This window comes from Pseudomonas sp. GW821-FHT09E04 (genome assembly GCF_059416185.1).
Genome location: NZ_JBWKOR010000002.1, coordinates 724549 through 741571 on the forward strand (window position 1 = coordinate 724549; position 17023 = coordinate 741571).

Consider the following 17023-nt stretch of genomic DNA (forward strand, 5'->3'; position numbering starts at 1 on the left):
TCTTAAGAGGGACGCCGCTTTCAGCTCAGGAACCGCAATGACCAAAGTCGACTTCTACATCCTGCCCAGTGCCGATCCTTCGGCGCGTCTGGATTTTGCCTGCAAGCTCACCGAGAAAGCCTGGCGCATGGGCCACCGCATCTACCTGCATTGCAGCGATGCCGCCCAACGCGAAGACCTCGATGCGCGACTTTGGGCGTTCAAGGGCGAAACCTTCGTGCCCCATGGCCCGGCCGAGAGCGAACCGGAAGGTTTGATCGTGCTTGGATTGGGCGATGACTGCGGCCAGCATCAGGACTTGCTCGTCAACCTCGACCTGAAGGTCCCGGCCTTCGCCAACAAGTTCGCCCGAGTGGCGGAAGTGGTGGTGGAAGATCCGGCGATCCGTGCGGCTGCGCGGGAGAGTTTCCGTTTCTATCGGGAACAGGGCTATCCTCTGCAAGACCACCGTTTACAGCGACTCTGAGTACGCCGATGGACACTCCAAAACCGCTGCAAAAACCCGCGCACTTGCTGGATGACCTCGAGTCGATCCGCCAGTTGCTGGGCGATGACAACCTGCAACCGCCGCTTTTGACCGATACGGTCGATGATGGTGAACAGGAACAGATTCCGATGCTGTTCGACTCGGTCGCCACTGAGCCACCCGCCGTCGAACCGCCACCCGCTACCGTCGCGAAACCCGCCACCGCGCCCGTCGCACCTGTGGACAAAGGCCCCGACGCGCTGCTGCACCTGGACAGCGAACTGCGCGCCGCTGCGCAACTGATCATGCAAGACGTGATCGATGACTTCGCCCCGCACATCGAAACCGAAATCAAACGTCGCCTCGAGGCACGGATGGAACGGCTTCTGAGCCAGTACGAATAATCGACGGTGGGAGCCGTCGCACGGTTGCTCCCACTTTTAGATCCCCACCCGGCCCGCCCCGCTCGCCCTGCGCCCCATGCCCCGCTATACTTCCCGGCTTTTCCTGAATAAATGCCAATAGGGTCCCGCCGCGCATGGATAAGACCTACCAGCCGCACGCCATTGAAACTTCCTGGTACAACACCTGGGAGTCCGAGAATTACTTCGCCCCGCAAGGCGCGGGCGACTCCTACACCATCATGATCCCGCCGCCGAACGTCACCGGCAGCCTGCACATGGGTCACGGTTTCAACAACGCGATCATGGACGCCCTGATCCGTTTCCGCCGCATGCAGGGTCGCAACACCCTGTGGCAACCGGGCACCGACCACGCCGGTATCGCCACGCAGATGCTGGTGGAGCGTCAACTCGAAGCCCAGGGCCAGAATCGCCACGATCTGGGCCGCGAAAAATTCCTCGAGAAAGTCTGGGAGTGGAAGGAACAGTCCGGCGGCAACATCAGCCGTCAGATTCGCCGCCTCGGCTCGTCCGTGGACTGGAGCCGCGAGCGCTTCACCATGGACGACGGCCTCTCGGAAGCCGTTAAAGAAGCGTTCGTGCGCCTGCACGAAGACGGTCTGATCTATCGCGGCAAGCGCCTGGTCAACTGGGACACCAAGCTGCACACAGCGATTTCCGACCTCGAAGTGGAAAACCACGACGAGAAAGGTTTCCTGTGGAACCTGAAATACCCGCTGGCCGACGGTGCGAAAACCGCTGAAGGCAACGATTTCCTGATCGTCGCGACCACCCGTCCGGAAACCATGCTCGGCGACTCCGCCGTCGCGGTGAACCCGAACGACGAGCGCTACAAAGCCCTGATCGGCAAATTCGTCGAGCTGCCGCTGGTCGGCCGCCGCATTCCGATCATCGCCGACGATTACTGCGACCCTGAATTCGGCACCGGCTGCGTGAAAATCACCCCGGCCCACGATTTCAACGACTACGAAGTCGGCAAGCGCCACAACCTGCCGCTGCTGAACATCTTCGACAAGAACGCCAACGTGCTGCCGGCAGCACAGGTGTTCAACCTCGACGGCACGCTGAACGACAGCATCGACGGCAAGATTCCGGCCGAGTACGCCGGTCTCGAGCGTTTCGAAGCGCGCAAGCAGATCGTGGCTGCGTTCGACGCCGCCGGCCTGCTGGTCAGCGTCGACGACCACAACCTGAAAGTGCCGAAAGGCGACCGCTCCGGCACCGTCATCGAGCCGTGGCTGACCGACCAGTGGTACGTGTCCACCAAGCCGCTGGCCGAGCCTGCGATTGCTGCCGTTGAAGACGGCCGTATCCAGTTCGTGCCGAAGCAGTACGAAAACATGTACTTCTCGTGGATGCGCGACATCCAGGACTGGTGCATCAGCCGTCAGCTGTGGTGGGGCCACCGGATTCCGGCCTGGTACGACGAGTCGGGCAAGGTCTACGTCGGCCGTGACGAAGCCGAAGTACGTGCCAAGCACAACCTCGGCCCGGACGTTGCGCTGCAACAGGACAACGACGTTCTCGACACCTGGTTCAGTTCGGGCCTGTGGACCTTCTCCACCCTGGGCTGGCCGGAAAAGACCGAGTTCCTGAAGAAATTCCACTCCACCGACGTTCTGGTCACCGGTTTCGACATCATTTTCTTCTGGGTCGCCCGGATGATCATGCTGACCATGCACCTGATCAAGAACGAGGACGGCACGCCGCAGGTTCCGTTCAAGACCGTTTACGTGCACGGTCTGGTGCGTGATGGCCAGGGCCAGAAGATGTCCAAGTCCAAGGGCAACGTTCTGGACCCGCTGGACATCATCGACGGTATCGAGCTCGAAACCCTGGTGCAGAAGCGCACCTCCGGTCTGATGCAGCCAAAACTGGCGAAGAAGATCGAGAAGCAGACCCGCGACGAGTTCGCCGACGGCATCGCCAGCTACGGCACCGACGCCCTGCGCTTCACGTTCTGCTCGCTGGCGTCCACCGGTCGCGACATCAAGTTCGACATGGGCCGCGTCGAAGGCTATCGCAACTTCTGCAACAAGATCTGGAACGCTGCGCGCTATGTTTTGGACAAGGGCGAAGACTGCGGCCAGAACGGCGAAGCCTACGAGCTGTCGCTGGCGGATCGCTGGATCATCTCGCAACTGCAACGCACCGAAGCCGAAGTGACCCGCCAACTGGATCAGTTCCGTTTCGACCTGGCGGCACAAGCGCTGTACGAGTTCATCTGGAACCAGTACTGCGACTGGTACCTGGAACTGTCCAAGCCTGTGCTGTGGGACGAAAACGCGCCGGTCGAGCGTCAGCGCGGCACTCGCCGCACGCTGGTTCGCGTACTGGAAGTGGCGCTGCGCCTGGCGCATCCGTTCATGCCGTTCATCACTGAAGAAATCTGGCAGCGCATCGCGCCGCTGGCCGGCATTCAGGGCAAGACGATCATGCTGCAAGCCTGGCCGGTGGCCAACGAAGAGCGCATCGATCCGGCAGCCGAAGACGACATCGAATGGCTCAAGGGCCTGATGCTCGGCACGCGGAACATCCGTGGCGAAATGAACATCGGCCCGGGCAAACCGCTGCCGATCTACCTGAAAAACGTCACCGCTGAAGACCAGCGCCGCCTGACCGAGAACGAAGCGCTGCTGAAGAAGCTGGCGCGTCTGGAATCGATCACCGTACTGGCGGCCGGCGAAGAAGCGCCACTGTCCGCCACCGCACTGGTTGGCGAGATGGAAGTGCTGGTGCCGATGGCCGGTCTGATCGACAAGAACGCCGAACTGGCGCGTCTGGACAAGGAAATCCTGCGTCTGCAGGGCGAAGTCCAGCGTGTCGGCGGCAAGCTGTCCAACGCCGGTTTCGTTGACAAGGCTCCGGCCGAAGTCATCGAGAAGGAACGCGCCAAGCTGGCCGAGGCCGAACAAGCCCTGGGCAAACTGGCCGAGCAGCACGCGCGGATTGCCAGCCTGTAACGGCAAATCGCACTGAAAAAGGGAGGCCGTGCGGCCTCCCTTTTTTGTGCCTGGCACTTTTCCGGCCTACAACCCGGTTCCCTGTGGGACAATAGCCGCCACTTTCAGCCATACCCGAATCGACCACGCCCATGAACGCCCCCCGCACACCTCGCCCCGCGCGCAAGAAGCCTGACTCCGCTACCCCGGCCAAGCCCGTGGAGCCGCGCAAAGAGGCCAGCCTGCACCCGCGCAATCGCCATCAGGGTCGTTACGACTTCCCGGCGTTGATCAAAACTACGCCGGAGCTGGCGAAGTTCGTGATCACCAACCCGTACGGCAAGGAAAGCATCGACTTCGCCAGCCCCGACGCGGTGCGTGTGTTCAACCGGGCGTTGCTCAAGTCGTTCTACGGCATCCAGCATTGGGACATCCCGGCCGATTACCTTTGCCCGCCAGTACCGGGTCGTGCCGATTACGTGCACTTTCTGGCTGATCTGCTGGCCAGCAACAACGACGGCGTGGTTCCGCGCGGCGCCATCGTCAACGTGCTGGACATCGGCATGGGTGCCAACTGCGTGTATCCGCTGATCGGTAACAGCGAATACCGCTGGCACTTCCTGGGCTCGGAAATCGACCCGACGGCCGTGGCTGCCGCAACAGCCATCGTCCAGTCCAACGATCTGAACAAGGTCATCAAGCTGCGCCAGCAAGAGAACCGCAAGCACATCCTGATCGGCCTGCTGGAACCTGGCGAACGTTTTGACCTGACCATGTGCAACCCGCCGTTCCACGCCTCGATGGACGAAGCGACCAAAGGCAGCGAGCGTAAATGGCGAGCCCTGGGCAAGGCCGACCCGAAACGCAAACTGCCGGTGCTGAACTTCGGCGGCCAGTCGGCCGAACTGTGGTGTGAAGGCGGCGAAGCGCGCTTCGTGACGCAACTGATCGCCGAAAGTGCGAACTTTGCGCACAAGGTATTGTGGTTCAGCACCCTGGTTTCGAAAGCCTCGAACCTGCCTGCCATCGAAACCGCGCTGAAAAAGGTCGGCGCGCTGGAAAGCCAGGTAGTGGAAATGTCCCAGGGCCAGAAGCAGAGCCGCTTCGTCGCCTGGACCTTCCAGACCAAGTCCGAGCAGCAGATCTGGCGTCGCGAACGCTGGGTTCGCAAGTAATACGTTTCAACTGGGGCGGCGCTTGATCGCAAAGCAGCCGCCACTTCTGCTGAAACACAATCGGCAGGCACAAAAAAACCGTGCCCGGATCACTCCGGCGCACGGTTTTTTTATCGCTGCGTCTTACTTGTTCACAGCGTCGGTCAGGCCTTTGGCCACAACCAGCTTGATCACTTTCTTGGCAGGGATTTCGATGGCAGCGCCAGTCGATGGGTTACGGCCAGTGCGGGCAGGACGCTCGGTCACTTTCAGCTTGCCGATACCTGGCAAGGTGATTTCGCCGCCGTTTTCCAGCTGATCAGCAACGATTTGGCCCAGTTGGTCCAGAGCGTTACGCGCGGTGGTTTTCGGCGCGTCGATAGCTTCAGCGATGTCGGCGATCAGTTGGTCTTTAGTAAGAGCCATGTAGTGTTCCTTCCCTATCAAATTCATATGGATTGCAGAGTGCAGTGTCAGCCATCGAGCCCGATCTTCTGGATCTGGCACCCTCGGCGATAACCACGACGAGTCGGGGTTATAGATGCCGAAATCAGGGTTTGGTTCGACCTGACAAATGCTGAATGCACGCTTAACGCAGTGACTACGCGTAAGACCGGGCAAAACTAGCACAGAGACAAGGAAATATCCGCCTCTAGCTAGCCAAATGGTCAGGTTTATTGCGCTAAATCGGTAAATAAATGCATAAGCGCCACCCCATGACCCCGAATTGCCCTTCAGCCCGCGCCAAAACCAGTGGTTGCGGTACACTGGGCGCTTTTTCGGGGGAGCCCGCCCTCCTCCCTTCCACTTGCCGAGAAGCCCATGCCGATCCGTCATTGCATCGTCCACCTGATCGACAAAAAACCCGATGGCACGCCCGCCGTTCTGCACGCCCGTGACTCTGAACTGGCCGAATCCGCCGCCATCGAGAACATGCTCGCCGACCTCAACGAGAGCTATAACGCCAAACAGGGCAAAGCCTGGGGGTTGTTTCATCCGGAGTCCGGTGCGTTTCCGTTCAGCGGCTGGCTGAAGGAATACATGGAAGGCGGCAAGGACTTCACCGCGTTCAGCAAAGTCGCGGTCGAGCATCTGCAAAAGCTGATGGAAGAGTCGAACCTCTCCGTCGGCGGCCACGTACTATTCGCCCACTACCAGCAAGGCATGACCGATTACCTGGCCATCGCCCTGCTGCACCACAGTGAAGGCGTGGCCGTGACCGATCAACTGGACGTGACCCCGTCGCGCCACCTCGACCTCGGTCAACTGCACCTGGCGGCGCGGATCAACGTCTCCGAGTGGCAGAACAACAAGCAGTCCAAGCAGTACATTTCGTTCATCAAGGGCAAGAACGGCAAGAAGGTCTCGGAATACTTCCGCGACTTCATCGGCTGCCAGGAAGGCGTCGACGGCCCGGGCGAGACCCGTACGCTGCTCAAGGCTTTCAGCGACTTCGTCGAGAGCGAAGACCTGCCGGAAGATTCCGCCCGCGAGAAGACCAAGACCCTGGTCGACTACGCCAGCAGCCAGGCCAAGCTCGGCGAGCCGATGGGCCTGGAAGAACTCTCGGAGCTGATCGACGAAGAACGCCCGAAGGCCTTCTACGACCACATCCGCAACAAGGATTACGGCCTGTCGCCGGAGATCCCGGCGGATAAGCGCACGCTCAACCAGTTCCGGCGCTTCACCGGCCGCGCCGAAGGCCTGTCGATCAGCTTCGAGGCGCACCTGCTGGGCTCGAAGATCGAATACGACGAAGAAGCCGGCACGCTGGTCATCAAAGGCCTGCCAACCTCGCTCACCGATCAGCTGAAGCGCCGCAACTGATGCTGGGCAATGTGCTGAAAAAGGTCGCACTGGTTCTGCTGGTGGTCGTGGTCTATCAGAACTGGGGCAAGATCGAGCGGGTGTTCAACCCGTCGCAGATGGCGTCCGAGCAGGTCCGCGCCAACGCCAAAGTCGTGCTGTACACCACGGACTGGTGCGGCTACTGCAAGCAGACCAAGCGCTTTCTCGATCAGAAAGGGATTGCGTTCCAGGAATTCGATATCGAGAAGGACGCCGAGGCGCGCAAGGCGTACGAAGCGCTGGGCGGGCGCGGGATTCCGCTGATCGACGTCAATGGCACGTTGATTCGCGGGTTTGATCCGGACGAAATTCTTGCTGCACTGAAATGAACGAGGGAGCCATTGAGCTCCCTCATTTGTTTCAGCGTTTCTCGATACGGAAACCGAAACGCGGGAAGTGCACATGCACCACACCACCGCGTTCATCTTCACGGCGCAGGATCAGCTCTTCACGACCGGCAAATACCAGTTCCCCGGCGACCGGATCAACGCCGTAATCAGTAGCCGCGATCACGACCTGCTGACCCGCTGCAAATCCGTTCGGATCGACAAACTGCTCATCAGGCAAAGTCGCCGGCATCAAATGGCGAGCAACCTCCAGCGCTTCTTCGGAACTCATGGCGCTGGCTGCACCGTGACCGAAGCCCAGCACCCGCCCGAGCCACGCGGACACTGCAGGGTAGTCATCCACCAGCGGTGCGGTGACGTGCGTAGCCTTGAGGAACCACAGCGGATGCGCCATGGCGAAGTCGGCAATCGATGGCTCGCCGAACAGGAAGTCTCCGTCCTCGCGCTGCAACTGCTGCTCCAGGCGCGCCATGATGGTCGGCCATTGATGTTTGGCCTGCTCGGCCGACAGTCTGGTCGCGCTGCCACCGCTGAACAGCCCGGCACGATCGGCCAGAAACGCCTTGATCGCTTCCGGCGGCAACTTGCCGAAACGCACCGCCACCGACTCTGGCTGAAACACCAGGCTCACCGCATGCTGGAACACCACCGAATCGGCCCAGGCAGCGAAACTGGCGGCGATCATTTCCTGACCTTCCGGGAAGAACGAAGGCTGGGCCTTCTCCTGCTCGAGGCGGCGGGCGATCAACGCGGTGTCGCAATAGATGTCGGCGCCGATCTGCAGCACCGGGGTCTTGCGGTAGCCGCCGGTCAGGGCAGTCAGGTCAGGTTTCGGCATCACCGGCGAGATGTGCACCGAACGCCAGGACAAACCCTTGAAACCCAACAGCAGCCGGGCCTTTTCGGCGAATGGAGAGGTCGGGTAATGATGCAGAATCAACTCGGACATGCTCGGCTCCGCCGCACAGAAAGTGAATCAGCAGCTTAGCGCGCAATTCGTTGGCGGCCTACGGATCCGGCTGATGGGAACCGATCAGTCAGGTTGATAAGACGACCGAAAACTCCAGGATGAAAAAACCGCCTCAGCCGAAACCGAGACGGTTGTTCTCACATCGACAATCCTTACATCAGGTCATCGAAGTGATCTCGCAGGAACTCGTAAAAGCGAAACGCTTTGAACGACCTCCATACGAGGCTCAGAGTACGTAGCAAAAGCTTCATACGTTTTGGCCTCCGGTTGGGGGCCAAACCTCCAGCGCGCTTACCGGACCACGTACGCCTTCGGAAGACACGTCAATATCTCCTGTGAGGCGGCCGGTTGTGATACCCCCTGAAAAATCATTCCGGCACGGGAGCAACTCCGTGTCAGAGGGCATGAAACCGTTACGCCGATCGGCCAGACCTCAATGGTTGCACTGCCATGTGAGCGGACGGATCGTAACCGGGTTTCTGAACCTTCGCTTAAACAAATAAACTCAAAATTGAGTTTATTGGGTAGGCGTGCCTTCAGGCTTGCTCAGTGACGCAAAGAGGAATATTCTCCGCCTACGTCAATGTCTCCTGTGAGATCAGTAAACCCGGCCGCAAACCGAGGTTTACAGAAAAAACCGCCCCGCAAAGGCGGTTTTTTTTCGCCTGTCGTTTGTCTGAGGACACCGCTTCAACGTGCAGTGATTTCTACCGCTCGCAAACACCTGATCAATCAGGCCGATAAGACGCCACCAGGCATTCTTTCGCACTCTTCCTGAGCTTCTTGATCAACCGTTCCTGGCGCAATGCATCGCCCTTGTCGCGGCACAGCTCGCTGTAAACCAGCGCCATCGCCGGGCTTGAAAGAAAGAACCGCGCGCCCTTGCCGCTCTGATGCTTGGCAAAGCGACGCACGGGATCATCGCTGATCCCGCAGTACAGCGAACCATTGGCGGCGCGCACGAGGTAGACGAACCAGGATTTGCTCACTGGAACGTCGGCTTCGAGAGGATTTTCGCTGAGGCTGGTCACGGGAAAATAAAGGCGCGTGAGGAACAGGCTGCGATCTTATCAGCGACTCGCCTGAAATGCCTTCAGCCCTTTCAGCGCCTGGGCGCGGACTGCGTTGCGCACCAGTGGCGTCCAGCCCAGTAGCAGGCCTTTGAAACCCAAAGCCTGACGGGACCAGCGCCACAGATCAAAGTGGTCGTGATGTTCGCAGATCTTGCCGTCGCGAAAGACGAAGCGTGCCTGGATGTCGTTGATCACGATGTTGCCGGTCTGACTGAACAGGTAAGTCGCCACCCAGTGGGCGCCGCCGCTGCGCTCGTCGGCGCGGACGTTATCGAAAGTCAGGGAGAAGTCCTTGGCCCGAGTGGTGAGCATGCGCCACATGTCGCCGGCATCGCGGCCGCGCAGTTCGCCGAAGGCCGGATCGCTGAACACCACGTCGTCGGTGTAGCAGGCGGCCATGGCCTCGGCGTCGAGGCGTTGGAAAGCCTGATAGAAACGGGTGATCAACGCGCTGTGGGCTTCTTCACTCATGGGCAATCTCCAGGAAAGGTACAGATTGCCAGCACGATAATCCGCAAACGCCCGAAACACTATCGGCATTCGCATTCCGAATACCGACAGTGTGTGCGCGTCAGACCTTTTCGCTTTCGACCTGCACGTAAAGCGCGCGCCCGGCACCGAGGCCGGCAAGGATCGCACCCGCACCGACGATGCCGAAGATCCAGCCCACGGCGTTCCAGCCGCCGGTCCAGTCATGCACCACGCCGACCGCGAACGGCCCCATGGACGCGAGGGTGTAGCCAAAACCCTGGGACATGCTCGACAGGTTCGCCGCGACATGGGAATCGCGCGAGCGCAGCACGATCAGGGTCAACGCCAGACTGAACGTACCGCCCTGCCCCAGGCCCAGCAGGATCGCCCAGCCCCACAGCCCTTCGATCGGCGCATACAGGCAACCGAACAGCCCGCCGAGGGTCAGTGCCATCACCACCACGATCGCCAGTCGCTGATCCTTGCCGCGCGTGGCCAGCCACGGAGCTGCCAGGGAACTGGCAAGCTGGATGATCACCGAACCGGACAGCACCAGACCGGCCTGGGTCGGCGTCAGCCCGCGTCCAATCAGAATCGACGGCAACCAGCCAAACACAATGTAGGCCAGCGACGATTGCAGGCCCATGTACAAGGTCACCTGCCAGGCGAGCGGATCACGCAGCAAGCCGCGCACCCGGTAGGCGACATTGTGTGCACCATGCTTCTGACCGATTTGCGGCAGCCAGAACACCGCAGCAACCAGCGCCGGAATCACCCAGAAGCCGAGGCCCATGGCCCAGCTGTGATCGAAGTGTTCGCTCAACGGTACGCTCGAACCCGCCGCCATCGCCGCGCCCAGGCACAGGGCCATAGTGTAGACACCGGTCATGGTGCCGGCGTGCTTGGCGAAGTCGCGTTTGACGATACCGGGCAGCAAGACGCCGATGATGCCGATACTCGCGCCACCCAGCACGCTGCCGGCGAACAGACCGATTTCACCGAAGTTGCTGCGCAGGATGATGCCGCCGGCCAGTGTCAGAAGAATCCCCAGCACCACCCGCTCGGCACCGAAACGTCGCGCCAGCACCGGAGCCAAAGGGGCGAACAGACCGAGGCACAACACCGGCAACGTCGTCAGCAACCCCGCCTGAGCGGCGGACAAGCCAAGGCTTTTCGACACGTCACTGAGCAGCGGCGCCATGCTCGACAGCGCCGGGCGCAGGTTCAGCGCCACCAGAATCAGGCCCAACAGCAACAGCCATGGGCGACGTACCAGCGGATGACTTTGCTGCACCTGCTCGTCGTCGGCCTCGGCATCGATCAGCAACTCCTCCAGTTCGGCGGTGCGCTTCGGGGCGTTGACGGCTTCAGGGCGGGACATGGTTTTCTCGGTTTCAGGGTTCATTGATCAATTGCCTCGACAGGGCTTTGGCCCGTTCCGGATCCCGCTGTTCGACGGCTTCGAACAGGGCGATGTGCAAATCGAAGACTTCCTGTCGACGAGGGACGATGTTCAGGGTCTGGCGCAATTGCGCGCCGACAATGCTGGAAAAATAGCGATACAGCTCGCTGAGCGTCGGGTTGTGCGCGGCGTCCACCAGGCGGCGGTGAAACACCAGGTCACAGGCGATGTAGCTGTCGAGATCGCCGTGATAGTGGCTGCCGGCAACGCCAAGCGCCTCGCGCAGGCCCGCCAGATCCTCATCGGTGCGGCGCAACGCCGCCAGACCGATGGCTTCGACTTCAAGGATGTGCCGGGTTTCCCGAGCCTGATCCAGTGAGCACTTGGACAGCGCCTTGAGCGTGTCCATCGGATCGACCACCGCCCGCAGATAACTGCCATCGCCCTGACGGATCTCGATCAATCCGGAAAACGCCAGCACCCGCATCGCCTCGCGCACGGTGTTACGGCTGATACCGAGTTCGGCGCACAGCTCGGGCTCGGTCGGCAAGCGCTGACCGACCTGCCAAGTGCCGTCGGTGATGCGCTGTCGCAATAGATCCAGGGCCTGATCGACCAGGGATCGCTTAATGAGTGGAGAAATGTCTGACATAGGATTCGCCCTTTCATCCAATCATGGGATGAATTTTCTGACATGTTAGTCAGCTCCGTGTAGGACGGCAACCACCTAGGTTGATCAGGAGGCAAATGAAGCGGGATTTTCGATTGGTCAAAATTACCCTTTAAGGGTAATTTCAAGGATAGGGTTTTGGTTTCTTATGGAAAAGAACACACCCCATTACGACTTGGTGGTGATCAAGGCTGAGGTCAGGCGACTTGGCAAAAAAGCCTTCACCAGGTCTTCGGCAAAATCCGGTGAGAAGCTCGGCTTTAGCTTCAGAGAGATGCAAGAGATCGTTTTCGAGTTACAGAACAGGATGTTGTACAAATCCATGACCACTTATGACGATCATCGAGTCTGGCAGGACGTGTATCACATCACTTCACAAGATCAGGAGATTTACATCAAGGTGACCTACCGCCCAGGCGGCCCACCGGTAATTTCCTTCAAGGAGAAAAACCCATGAAAACCCAGCAATGTGTCAGCTGCGGTGCACGTGAGGGAATGAGGCATTTCGAGGGTCGCGCCGAAACCTTGAGTGTCAAAGGCATGGAGCGCCGTGTAGATAATCTTTCTGGCTGGGAGTGCCAGAAGTGCGGTGAGGTTGAGTGGGACTTCGACACTGACAGCGCAGAACGTTTTGGGGAAGCAGGGGATGAACTGGTATTCGCTGCCAGGCAAATGATCGGTGACGAGATGAGGCGTATCCGTCGAAAATTGCACCTTACGCAAAAAGAGACGGTGCAATTATTGTCGGGTGGTGGACATAACGCTTTCTCTCGCTACGAGCGCGGCGAAATATTGCCGCCCAAAGCACTGATACTGCTGATGCGACTGTTGGATCGTTACCCGTACTTGCTGACCGATGCAAAGTCTCTCGGTGAAGGGGCAGACTTGAGAGGCTTCACGCACACCGTCCACAAAGAACACGAAACCCTCACCGTGTCCTGATCCCCAAAAAACAAACCCGGCACAAGGCCGGGTTTGTTTGACCCATCTGATATCAATGCAGAATCTGACTCAGGAACAACTTGGTCCGCTCATTCTGCGGATTGTCGAAGAAGTCGTTCGGTGCCGCCTGCTCGACGATTTCGCCTTTGTCCATGAAGATCACGCGGTTGGCCACGGTGCGGGCGAAGCCCATTTCGTGGGTCACGCAGAGCATCGTCATGCCGTCTTCGGCCAGGCCGATCATGGTGTCCAGAACTTCTTTCACCATCTCCGGGTCGAGCGCCGAGGTCGGTTCGTCGAACAGCATGATTTTCGGTTTCATGCACAGCGCGCGAGCAATCGCCACACGCTGTTGCTGACCGCCGGACAGTTGCCCGGGGAACTTGTGCGCCTGCTCCGGAATGCGTACGCGTTCCAGATAATGCATGGCGATTTCCTCGGCCTTGCGCTTGGGCATCTTGCGCACCCACATCGGCGCCAGGGTGCAGTTCTGCAGAATGGTCAGGTGCGGGAACAGGTTGAAGTGCTGGAACACCATGCCGACTTCACGACGGATCGCTTCGATCTGCTTGAGGTCGTTGGTCAGCTCCACGCCATCGACCACGATGCGGCCCTGCTGGTGTTCTTCCAGACGGTTCAGGCAGCGGATGGTGGTGGACTTGCCGGAACCCGACGGGCCGCACAGCACGATACGCTCGCCTTGCTTGACGTTGAGGTTGATGTCTTTCAGCACGTGGAACTGGCCGTACCACTTGTTCACGCCCTGCATCTGAATGATGCCTTCAGGGCCCACTGGCTTTTTGATTGCTTCGCTCATCGAAAAAACTCCTAACGCTTGTGGCCAGTGTCGAGCTTGCGTTCCAGATGCATGGAATAGCGCGACATACCAAAACAGAAAATCCAGAACACCAGGGCGGCGAACACGTAGCCTTCGGTGGCCATGCCCAGCCATTTCGGATCGGCAGCGGCTTGTTTGACGCTGTTGAGCAGGTCAAAGAGGCCGATGATGATCACAAGGCTGGTGTCCTTGAACAGCGCGATGAAGGTGTTGACGATGCCGGGAATCACCAGCTTCAGGGCTTGCGGCAGAATCACCAGGCCCATGGCGCGCCAGTAACCGAGGCCCATCGCGGCAGCGGCTTCGTACTGACCTTTGGGGATCGCTTGCAGACCGCCGCGCACCACTTCGGCGACGTAGGCCGACTGGAACAGGATCACGCCGATCAGCGCCCGCAGCAGCTTGTCGAAGTTCATGCCTTCAGGCAGGAACAGCGGCAGCATCACCGAAGACATGAACAGCACAGTGATCAGCGGCACGCCGCGCCAGAACTCGATGAACGTCACGCAGACCACACGAATGGCCGGCATGTTCGAACGCCGTCCCAGCGCCAGCATGATCCCCAGCGGCAACGCGCCGGCGATGCCGACGGTGGCAATCACCAGGGTCAGCATCAGGCCGCCCCACTGGCTGGTGGCAACGGCGCTCAGGCCGAACACGCCGCCATGCAGCAGGCACCAGGCAACAATCGGATACACCACCAGGAAGCTCAGCCCGTATACCGCTTTACGCGGCACGCGCTTGATGAACAGCGGAGCCACACCGATGACCGCCAGCCACACGGTCAGGTCCACGCGCCAGCGCAGATCCGCCGGATAGTAGCCGTACATGAACTGACCGAAACGTTGCTCGATGAATACCCAGCAAGCGCCCGCCTTGGTGCAGTCGGCGCGGGTAGTGCCGACCCAGTTGGCATCGAAGATCGCCCAGCTGAGCAGTGGCGGAATCACCAGGTAGATCAGGTAGAACGCAAACAGGGTCAGCAGGGTGTTGAGCCAGCTGGAGAACATGTTCGCGCGTATCCACGCCATCGGGCCGAAGACCTTGGCCGGCGGTGGCATGTCGGGTTTGAAAGTATGAGTACTCATGCGCTATTCCTTACCGCTCGATCAGCGCAATGCGCTTGTTGTACCAGTTCATCAGCAGGGAAATGCTGATACTGATCGCCAGGTACACGCTCATGGTGATGGCAATGACTTCGATCGCCTGACCGGTCTGGTTCAGCACGGTGCCGGCGAACAGCGAAACCATTTCCGGGTAACCGATACCGGCCGCCAGCGAGGAGTTCTTCGCCAGGTTCAGGTATTGGCTGGTCAGCGGCGGAATGATCACGCGCAGCGCTTGCGGAATGATCACCTTGCGCAGGGTCGGGCCGTTGCGCAGGCCGAGGGAACGGGCCGCTTCGGTCTGGCCGTGGCTGACCGACTTGATCCCCGAACGCACGATCTCGGCGATGAACGCCGCGGTGTACACGGTCAGGGCCAGGGTCAGGGCCAGCAGTTCCGGGATCAGCACCCAGCCACCGACGAAGTTGAAGCCTTGCAGCTTCGGCATTTCCCAATGCAGCGGCGCGCCGAAGATCAGCGCACACAGCGTCGGGATGACCAGCAGGATCCCCAGGCCGACCCAGAACTTGTGGAACGGCTCGCCGGTTTCCTCGAAGCGCTTGTTGGCCCAGCGGCTCATCAGCACGATGCCGACGATAGCCACCACGACACTGACCACGAACGCCCAGAAGCCGTCGGCCATCTGCGCGGCCGGCATGTTCAGGCCACGGCTGCTGACGAAGAAGGTGTCGCCAAAGTTGTGGCTGTTACGCGGCCCCGGCATGGTCAGGAACACCGCGAAATACCAGAACAGGATTTGCAGCAGCGGCGGAATGTTGCGGAAGACTTCCACATACACGGTCGCCAGCTTGCTGATGATCCAGTTCGGCGACAGCCGCGCCACACCGATGATGAAGCCCAGCAGGGTCGCCAGGATCACGCCGATGAAGGTCACCAGCAAGGTGTTGAGCAGGCCGATCACGAACACGCGGGCATAGCTGTCCGCTTCGGTGTAGGAGATCAGGTGTTGAGCGATGCCGAACCCGGCACTGCGCTCCAGAAAGCTGAACCCGGACGTGATGCCCCGGTGCTGAAGGTTGGTCTGGGTGTTGTCGAACAGATACCAGCCCATGGCGACCACCGCCACAACGGTGATGATCTGGAATAGCCACGCACGCACACGTGGATCGCTGAGGCTGAACCTCTGCTTTGGTGCGCCGATTGAATTTTGCATGAAGTGCCCCGCAAGAAATGGAACAGAACATCACCCGGCGGTTGGCCCGCCGGGTGATAGAACCATTAGCGCACTGGTGGTGCGTACTGAATGCCGCCGTTGTTCCACAGCGCGTTCAGGCCACGGTCGATTTCCAGCGGAGTGCTCTTGCCGAGGTTTTTCTCGAAGATTTCGCCGTAGTTACCCACCTGGGAAACGATTTTCACGACCCAGTCCTTCGGCAGTTTCAGGTCCTTGCCGTACTCGCCGTCGCCACCCAGCAGACGGGCAACGTCCGGGTTCTTGGTGGACTTGGCTTCTTCGAGTACGTTTTTCGAAGTGATGCCGGCTTCTTCAGCGTTCAGCAGCGCGTAGCCAACCCAACGAACGATGGCCAGCCACTCGTCGTCGCCGTTACGCACGACCGGGCCCAGAGGCTCCTTGGAAATGGTTTCCGGCAGAACCACGTAGTCCTTCGGCGAGGCCAGCTTGCTGCGCTGGGCGAACAGTTGGGACTTGTCGGAGGTCAGCACGTCGCAACGACCGGATTCCAGCGACTTGGCGCTTTCATCGGAGGTGTCGAAAGTGATCGGGGTGTACTTCAGGCCGTTGGCGCGGAAGTAGTCGGACACGTTCAGCTCGGTGGTGGTACCGGCTTGAATGCAGATGGTCGCGCCGTCGAGTTCCTTGGCACTTTTCACGCCCAGCTTGTTGTTGGCCAGGAAGCCCACGCCGTCGTAGTAAGTGATGAAGCCAGGGAATTTCAGGCCCATGCCCGCGTCACGGGAGCTGGTCATGGTGGTGTTGCGCGACAGGATGTCGATCTCGCCGGACTGCAGAGCAGTGAAGCGCTCCTTGGCGTTCAACTGACTGAACTTGACCTTGGTCGCATCGCCGAACACGGCAGCGGCCACGGCACGGCAGACGTCGGCGTCGATGCCGAGGATCTTGCCGGTCGAATCCGGTACGGAGAAGCCCGGCAGACCGTCGCTGACGCCACACTGCACGAAACCTTTCTTCTGTACCGCATCCAGGGTTGCACCCGCCTGAGCGAACCCGCTGACGCCGAGGACTGCTGCAGCAGTCACGACCGCCAGAGTGGATTTCAACATCTTCATTCAAACCTCCAGTTTTGCTCTTGTTGTGTCGGAGCTTGAGTCCAGTCGCACCCTTTTGAGGCGTTGTTGACCCGTGTTGGCTTTTTATGGGGTCAACCGAC

The 17023-nt window shown here is 59.9% G+C and carries 18 protein-coding genes; 8 read left to right on the top strand and 10 right to left on the bottom strand.

What is annotated here, in order from left to right; all coding sequences use genetic code 11:
• Positions 1–37 precede the first annotated feature (37 nt).
• From AC07N4_RS09765 to rlmF, 4 genes are all read left to right on the top strand, one after another.
• Positions 38–466, top strand: coding sequence for a DNA polymerase III subunit chi (locus AC07N4_RS09765; RefSeq protein WP_096819206.1), 429 nt, complete (start codon positions 38–40; stop codon positions 464–466).
• Positions 467–474: 8 nt separating this feature from the next.
• Entirely contained in the window at positions 475–870 is a 396-nt protein-coding gene (locus AC07N4_RS09770; RefSeq protein WP_192559852.1) for a DNA polymerase III subunit chi, read from the top strand.
• A 134-nt stretch (positions 871–1004) separates the two neighbouring features.
• Complete coding sequence (locus AC07N4_RS09775) at positions 1005–3851, top strand: valine--tRNA ligase (protein ID WP_096819202.1); 2847 nt, start codon at positions 1005–1007, stop codon at positions 3849–3851.
• 131 nt (positions 3852–3982) lie between these two features.
• Complete coding sequence (gene rlmF, locus AC07N4_RS09780) at positions 3983–5005, top strand: 23S rRNA (adenine(1618)-N(6))-methyltransferase RlmF (protein WP_102619516.1); 1023 nt, start codon at positions 3983–3985, stop codon at positions 5003–5005.
• A 123-nt stretch (positions 5006–5128) separates the two neighbouring features.
• On the opposite strand, the gene AC07N4_RS09785 is transcribed toward rlmF, so the two are convergent.
• Positions 5129–5410, bottom strand: a complete 282-nt coding sequence (locus tag AC07N4_RS09785) for an HU family DNA-binding protein (RefSeq protein ID WP_003221909.1) — start codon at positions 5408–5410, stop codon at positions 5129–5131.
• A gap of 396 nt (positions 5411–5806) precedes the next feature.
• On the opposite strand from AC07N4_RS09785, the gene yejK reads away from it, so the two are divergent.
• Positions 5807–6811: a nucleoid-associated protein YejK gene (gene yejK / locus AC07N4_RS09790; RefSeq protein ID WP_007957356.1), complete on the top strand. Its 1005-nt coding sequence runs from the start codon at positions 5807–5809 to the stop codon at positions 6809–6811.
• On the top strand, positions 6811–7161 hold the full coding sequence (locus AC07N4_RS09795) for a glutaredoxin family protein (protein WP_273541209.1): 351 nt from the start codon (positions 6811–6813) through the stop codon (positions 7159–7161). The genes yejK and AC07N4_RS09795 overlap by 1 nt, the downstream gene beginning before the upstream one ends.
• Positions 7162–7192: 31 nt before the next feature.
• On the opposite strand, the gene AC07N4_RS09800 is transcribed toward AC07N4_RS09795, so the two are convergent.
• The 5 genes from AC07N4_RS09800 to AC07N4_RS09820 all read right to left on the bottom strand — a co-directional run bounded on the left by AC07N4_RS09800 (position 7193) and on the right by AC07N4_RS09820 (position 11747).
• Entirely contained in the window at positions 7193–8128 is a 936-nt protein-coding gene (locus tag AC07N4_RS09800; protein WP_493065320.1) for a glutathione S-transferase family protein, read from the bottom strand.
• 749 nt (positions 8129–8877) lie between these two features.
• Positions 8878–9180, bottom strand: a complete 303-nt coding sequence (locus AC07N4_RS09805; RefSeq protein WP_493065319.1) for a GIY-YIG nuclease family protein — start codon at positions 9178–9180, stop codon at positions 8878–8880.
• A 39-nt stretch (positions 9181–9219) separates the two neighbouring features.
• Positions 9220–9693: a nuclear transport factor 2 family protein gene (locus AC07N4_RS09810; RefSeq protein ID WP_085608154.1), complete on the bottom strand. Its 474-nt coding sequence runs from the start codon at positions 9691–9693 to the stop codon at positions 9220–9222.
• 100 nt (positions 9694–9793) lie between these two features.
• On the bottom strand, positions 9794–11098 hold the full coding sequence (locus AC07N4_RS09815; RefSeq protein ID WP_493065318.1) for a CynX/NimT family MFS transporter: 1305 nt from the start codon (positions 11096–11098) through the stop codon (positions 9794–9796).
• Entirely contained in the window at positions 11088–11747 is a 660-nt protein-coding gene (locus AC07N4_RS09820) for a FadR/GntR family transcriptional regulator (protein ID WP_096819192.1), read from the bottom strand. Before AC07N4_RS09820 ends, AC07N4_RS09815 begins: the two co-directional genes overlap by 11 nt.
• A 166-nt stretch (positions 11748–11913) precedes the next feature.
• Between AC07N4_RS09820 and AC07N4_RS09825 the strand changes: the two genes are divergently transcribed.
• Both AC07N4_RS09825 and AC07N4_RS09830 read left to right on the top strand, forming a co-directional pair.
• Complete coding sequence (locus tag AC07N4_RS09825; RefSeq protein WP_085711681.1) at positions 11914–12222, top strand: type II toxin-antitoxin system MqsR family toxin; 309 nt, start codon at positions 11914–11916, stop codon at positions 12220–12222.
• Entirely contained in the window at positions 12219–12707 is a 489-nt protein-coding gene (locus AC07N4_RS09830; protein ID WP_085711682.1) for a type II toxin-antitoxin system MqsA family antitoxin, read from the top strand. The genes AC07N4_RS09825 and AC07N4_RS09830 overlap by 4 nt, the downstream gene beginning before the upstream one ends.
• 52 nt (positions 12708–12759) lie before the next feature.
• Here the strand turns inward: AC07N4_RS09830 and AC07N4_RS09835 are convergent, their stop codons facing one another.
• From AC07N4_RS09835 to AC07N4_RS09850, 4 genes are all read right to left on the bottom strand, one after another.
• Complete coding sequence (locus tag AC07N4_RS09835) at positions 12760–13524, bottom strand: amino acid ABC transporter ATP-binding protein (RefSeq protein ID WP_008080191.1); 765 nt, start codon at positions 13522–13524, stop codon at positions 12760–12762.
• A gap of 11 nt (positions 13525–13535) precedes the next feature.
• Entirely contained in the window at positions 13536–14633 is a 1098-nt protein-coding gene (locus AC07N4_RS09840) for an amino acid ABC transporter permease (RefSeq protein WP_096819186.1), read from the bottom strand.
• 10 nt (positions 14634–14643) lie between these two features.
• Positions 14644–15825, bottom strand: a complete 1182-nt coding sequence (locus AC07N4_RS09845) for an amino acid ABC transporter permease (RefSeq protein WP_102619510.1) — start codon at positions 15823–15825, stop codon at positions 14644–14646.
• A 65-nt stretch (positions 15826–15890) separates the two neighbouring features.
• The gene (locus tag AC07N4_RS09850) at positions 15891–16922 is read right to left on the bottom strand and encodes an amino acid ABC transporter substrate-binding protein (RefSeq protein WP_096819182.1); all 1032 of its coding nucleotides are present in this window, start codon (positions 16920–16922) and stop codon (positions 15891–15893) included.
• Between the last annotated feature and the right edge of the window lie 101 nt (positions 16923–17023).

Coding starts and splice junctions, on each gene's coding strand:
- AC07N4_RS09820 (WP_096819192.1), bottom strand. CDS start 11,747: ATGTCAGACATTTCTCCACTCATTAAGCGATCCCTGGTCGATCAGGCC.
- AC07N4_RS09830 (WP_085711682.1), top strand. CDS start 12,219: ATGAAAACCCAGCAATGTGTCAGCTGCGGTGCACGTGAGGGAATGAGG.
- yejK (WP_007957356.1), top strand. CDS start 5,807: ATGCCGATCCGTCATTGCATCGTCCACCTGATCGACAAAAAACCCGAT.
- AC07N4_RS09785 (WP_003221909.1), bottom strand. CDS start 5,410: ATGGCTCTTACTAAAGACCAACTGATCGCCGACATCGCTGAAGCTATC.
- AC07N4_RS09795 (WP_273541209.1), top strand. CDS start 6,811: ATGCTGGGCAATGTGCTGAAAAAGGTCGCACTGGTTCTGCTGGTGGTC.
- AC07N4_RS09825 (WP_085711681.1), top strand. CDS start 11,914: ATGGAAAAGAACACACCCCATTACGACTTGGTGGTGATCAAGGCTGAG.
- AC07N4_RS09765 (WP_096819206.1), top strand. CDS start 38: ATGACCAAAGTCGACTTCTACATCCTGCCCAGTGCCGATCCTTCGGCG.
- AC07N4_RS09840 (WP_096819186.1), bottom strand. CDS start 14,633: ATGAGTACTCATACTTTCAAACCCGACATGCCACCGCCGGCCAAGGTC.
- AC07N4_RS09770 (WP_192559852.1), top strand. CDS start 475: ATGGACACTCCAAAACCGCTGCAAAAACCCGCGCACTTGCTGGATGAC.
- rlmF (WP_102619516.1), top strand. CDS start 3,983: ATGAACGCCCCCCGCACACCTCGCCCCGCGCGCAAGAAGCCTGACTCC.
- AC07N4_RS09810 (WP_085608154.1), bottom strand. CDS start 9,693: ATGAGTGAAGAAGCCCACAGCGCGTTGATCACCCGTTTCTATCAGGCT.
- AC07N4_RS09835 (WP_008080191.1), bottom strand. CDS start 13,524: ATGAGCGAAGCAATCAAAAAGCCAGTGGGCCCTGAAGGCATCATTCAG.
- AC07N4_RS09800 (WP_493065320.1), bottom strand. CDS start 8,128: ATGTCCGAGTTGATTCTGCATCATTACCCGACCTCTCCATTCGCCGAA.
- AC07N4_RS09850 (WP_096819182.1), bottom strand. CDS start 16,922: ATGAAGATGTTGAAATCCACTCTGGCGGTCGTGACTGCTGCAGCAGTC.
- AC07N4_RS09815 (WP_493065318.1), bottom strand. CDS start 11,098: ATGAACCCTGAAACCGAGAAAACCATGTCCCGCCCTGAAGCCGTCAAC.
- AC07N4_RS09845 (WP_102619510.1), bottom strand. CDS start 15,825: ATGCAAAATTCAATCGGCGCACCAAAGCAGAGGTTCAGCCTCAGCGAT.
- AC07N4_RS09775 (WP_096819202.1), top strand. CDS start 1,005: ATGGATAAGACCTACCAGCCGCACGCCATTGAAACTTCCTGGTACAAC.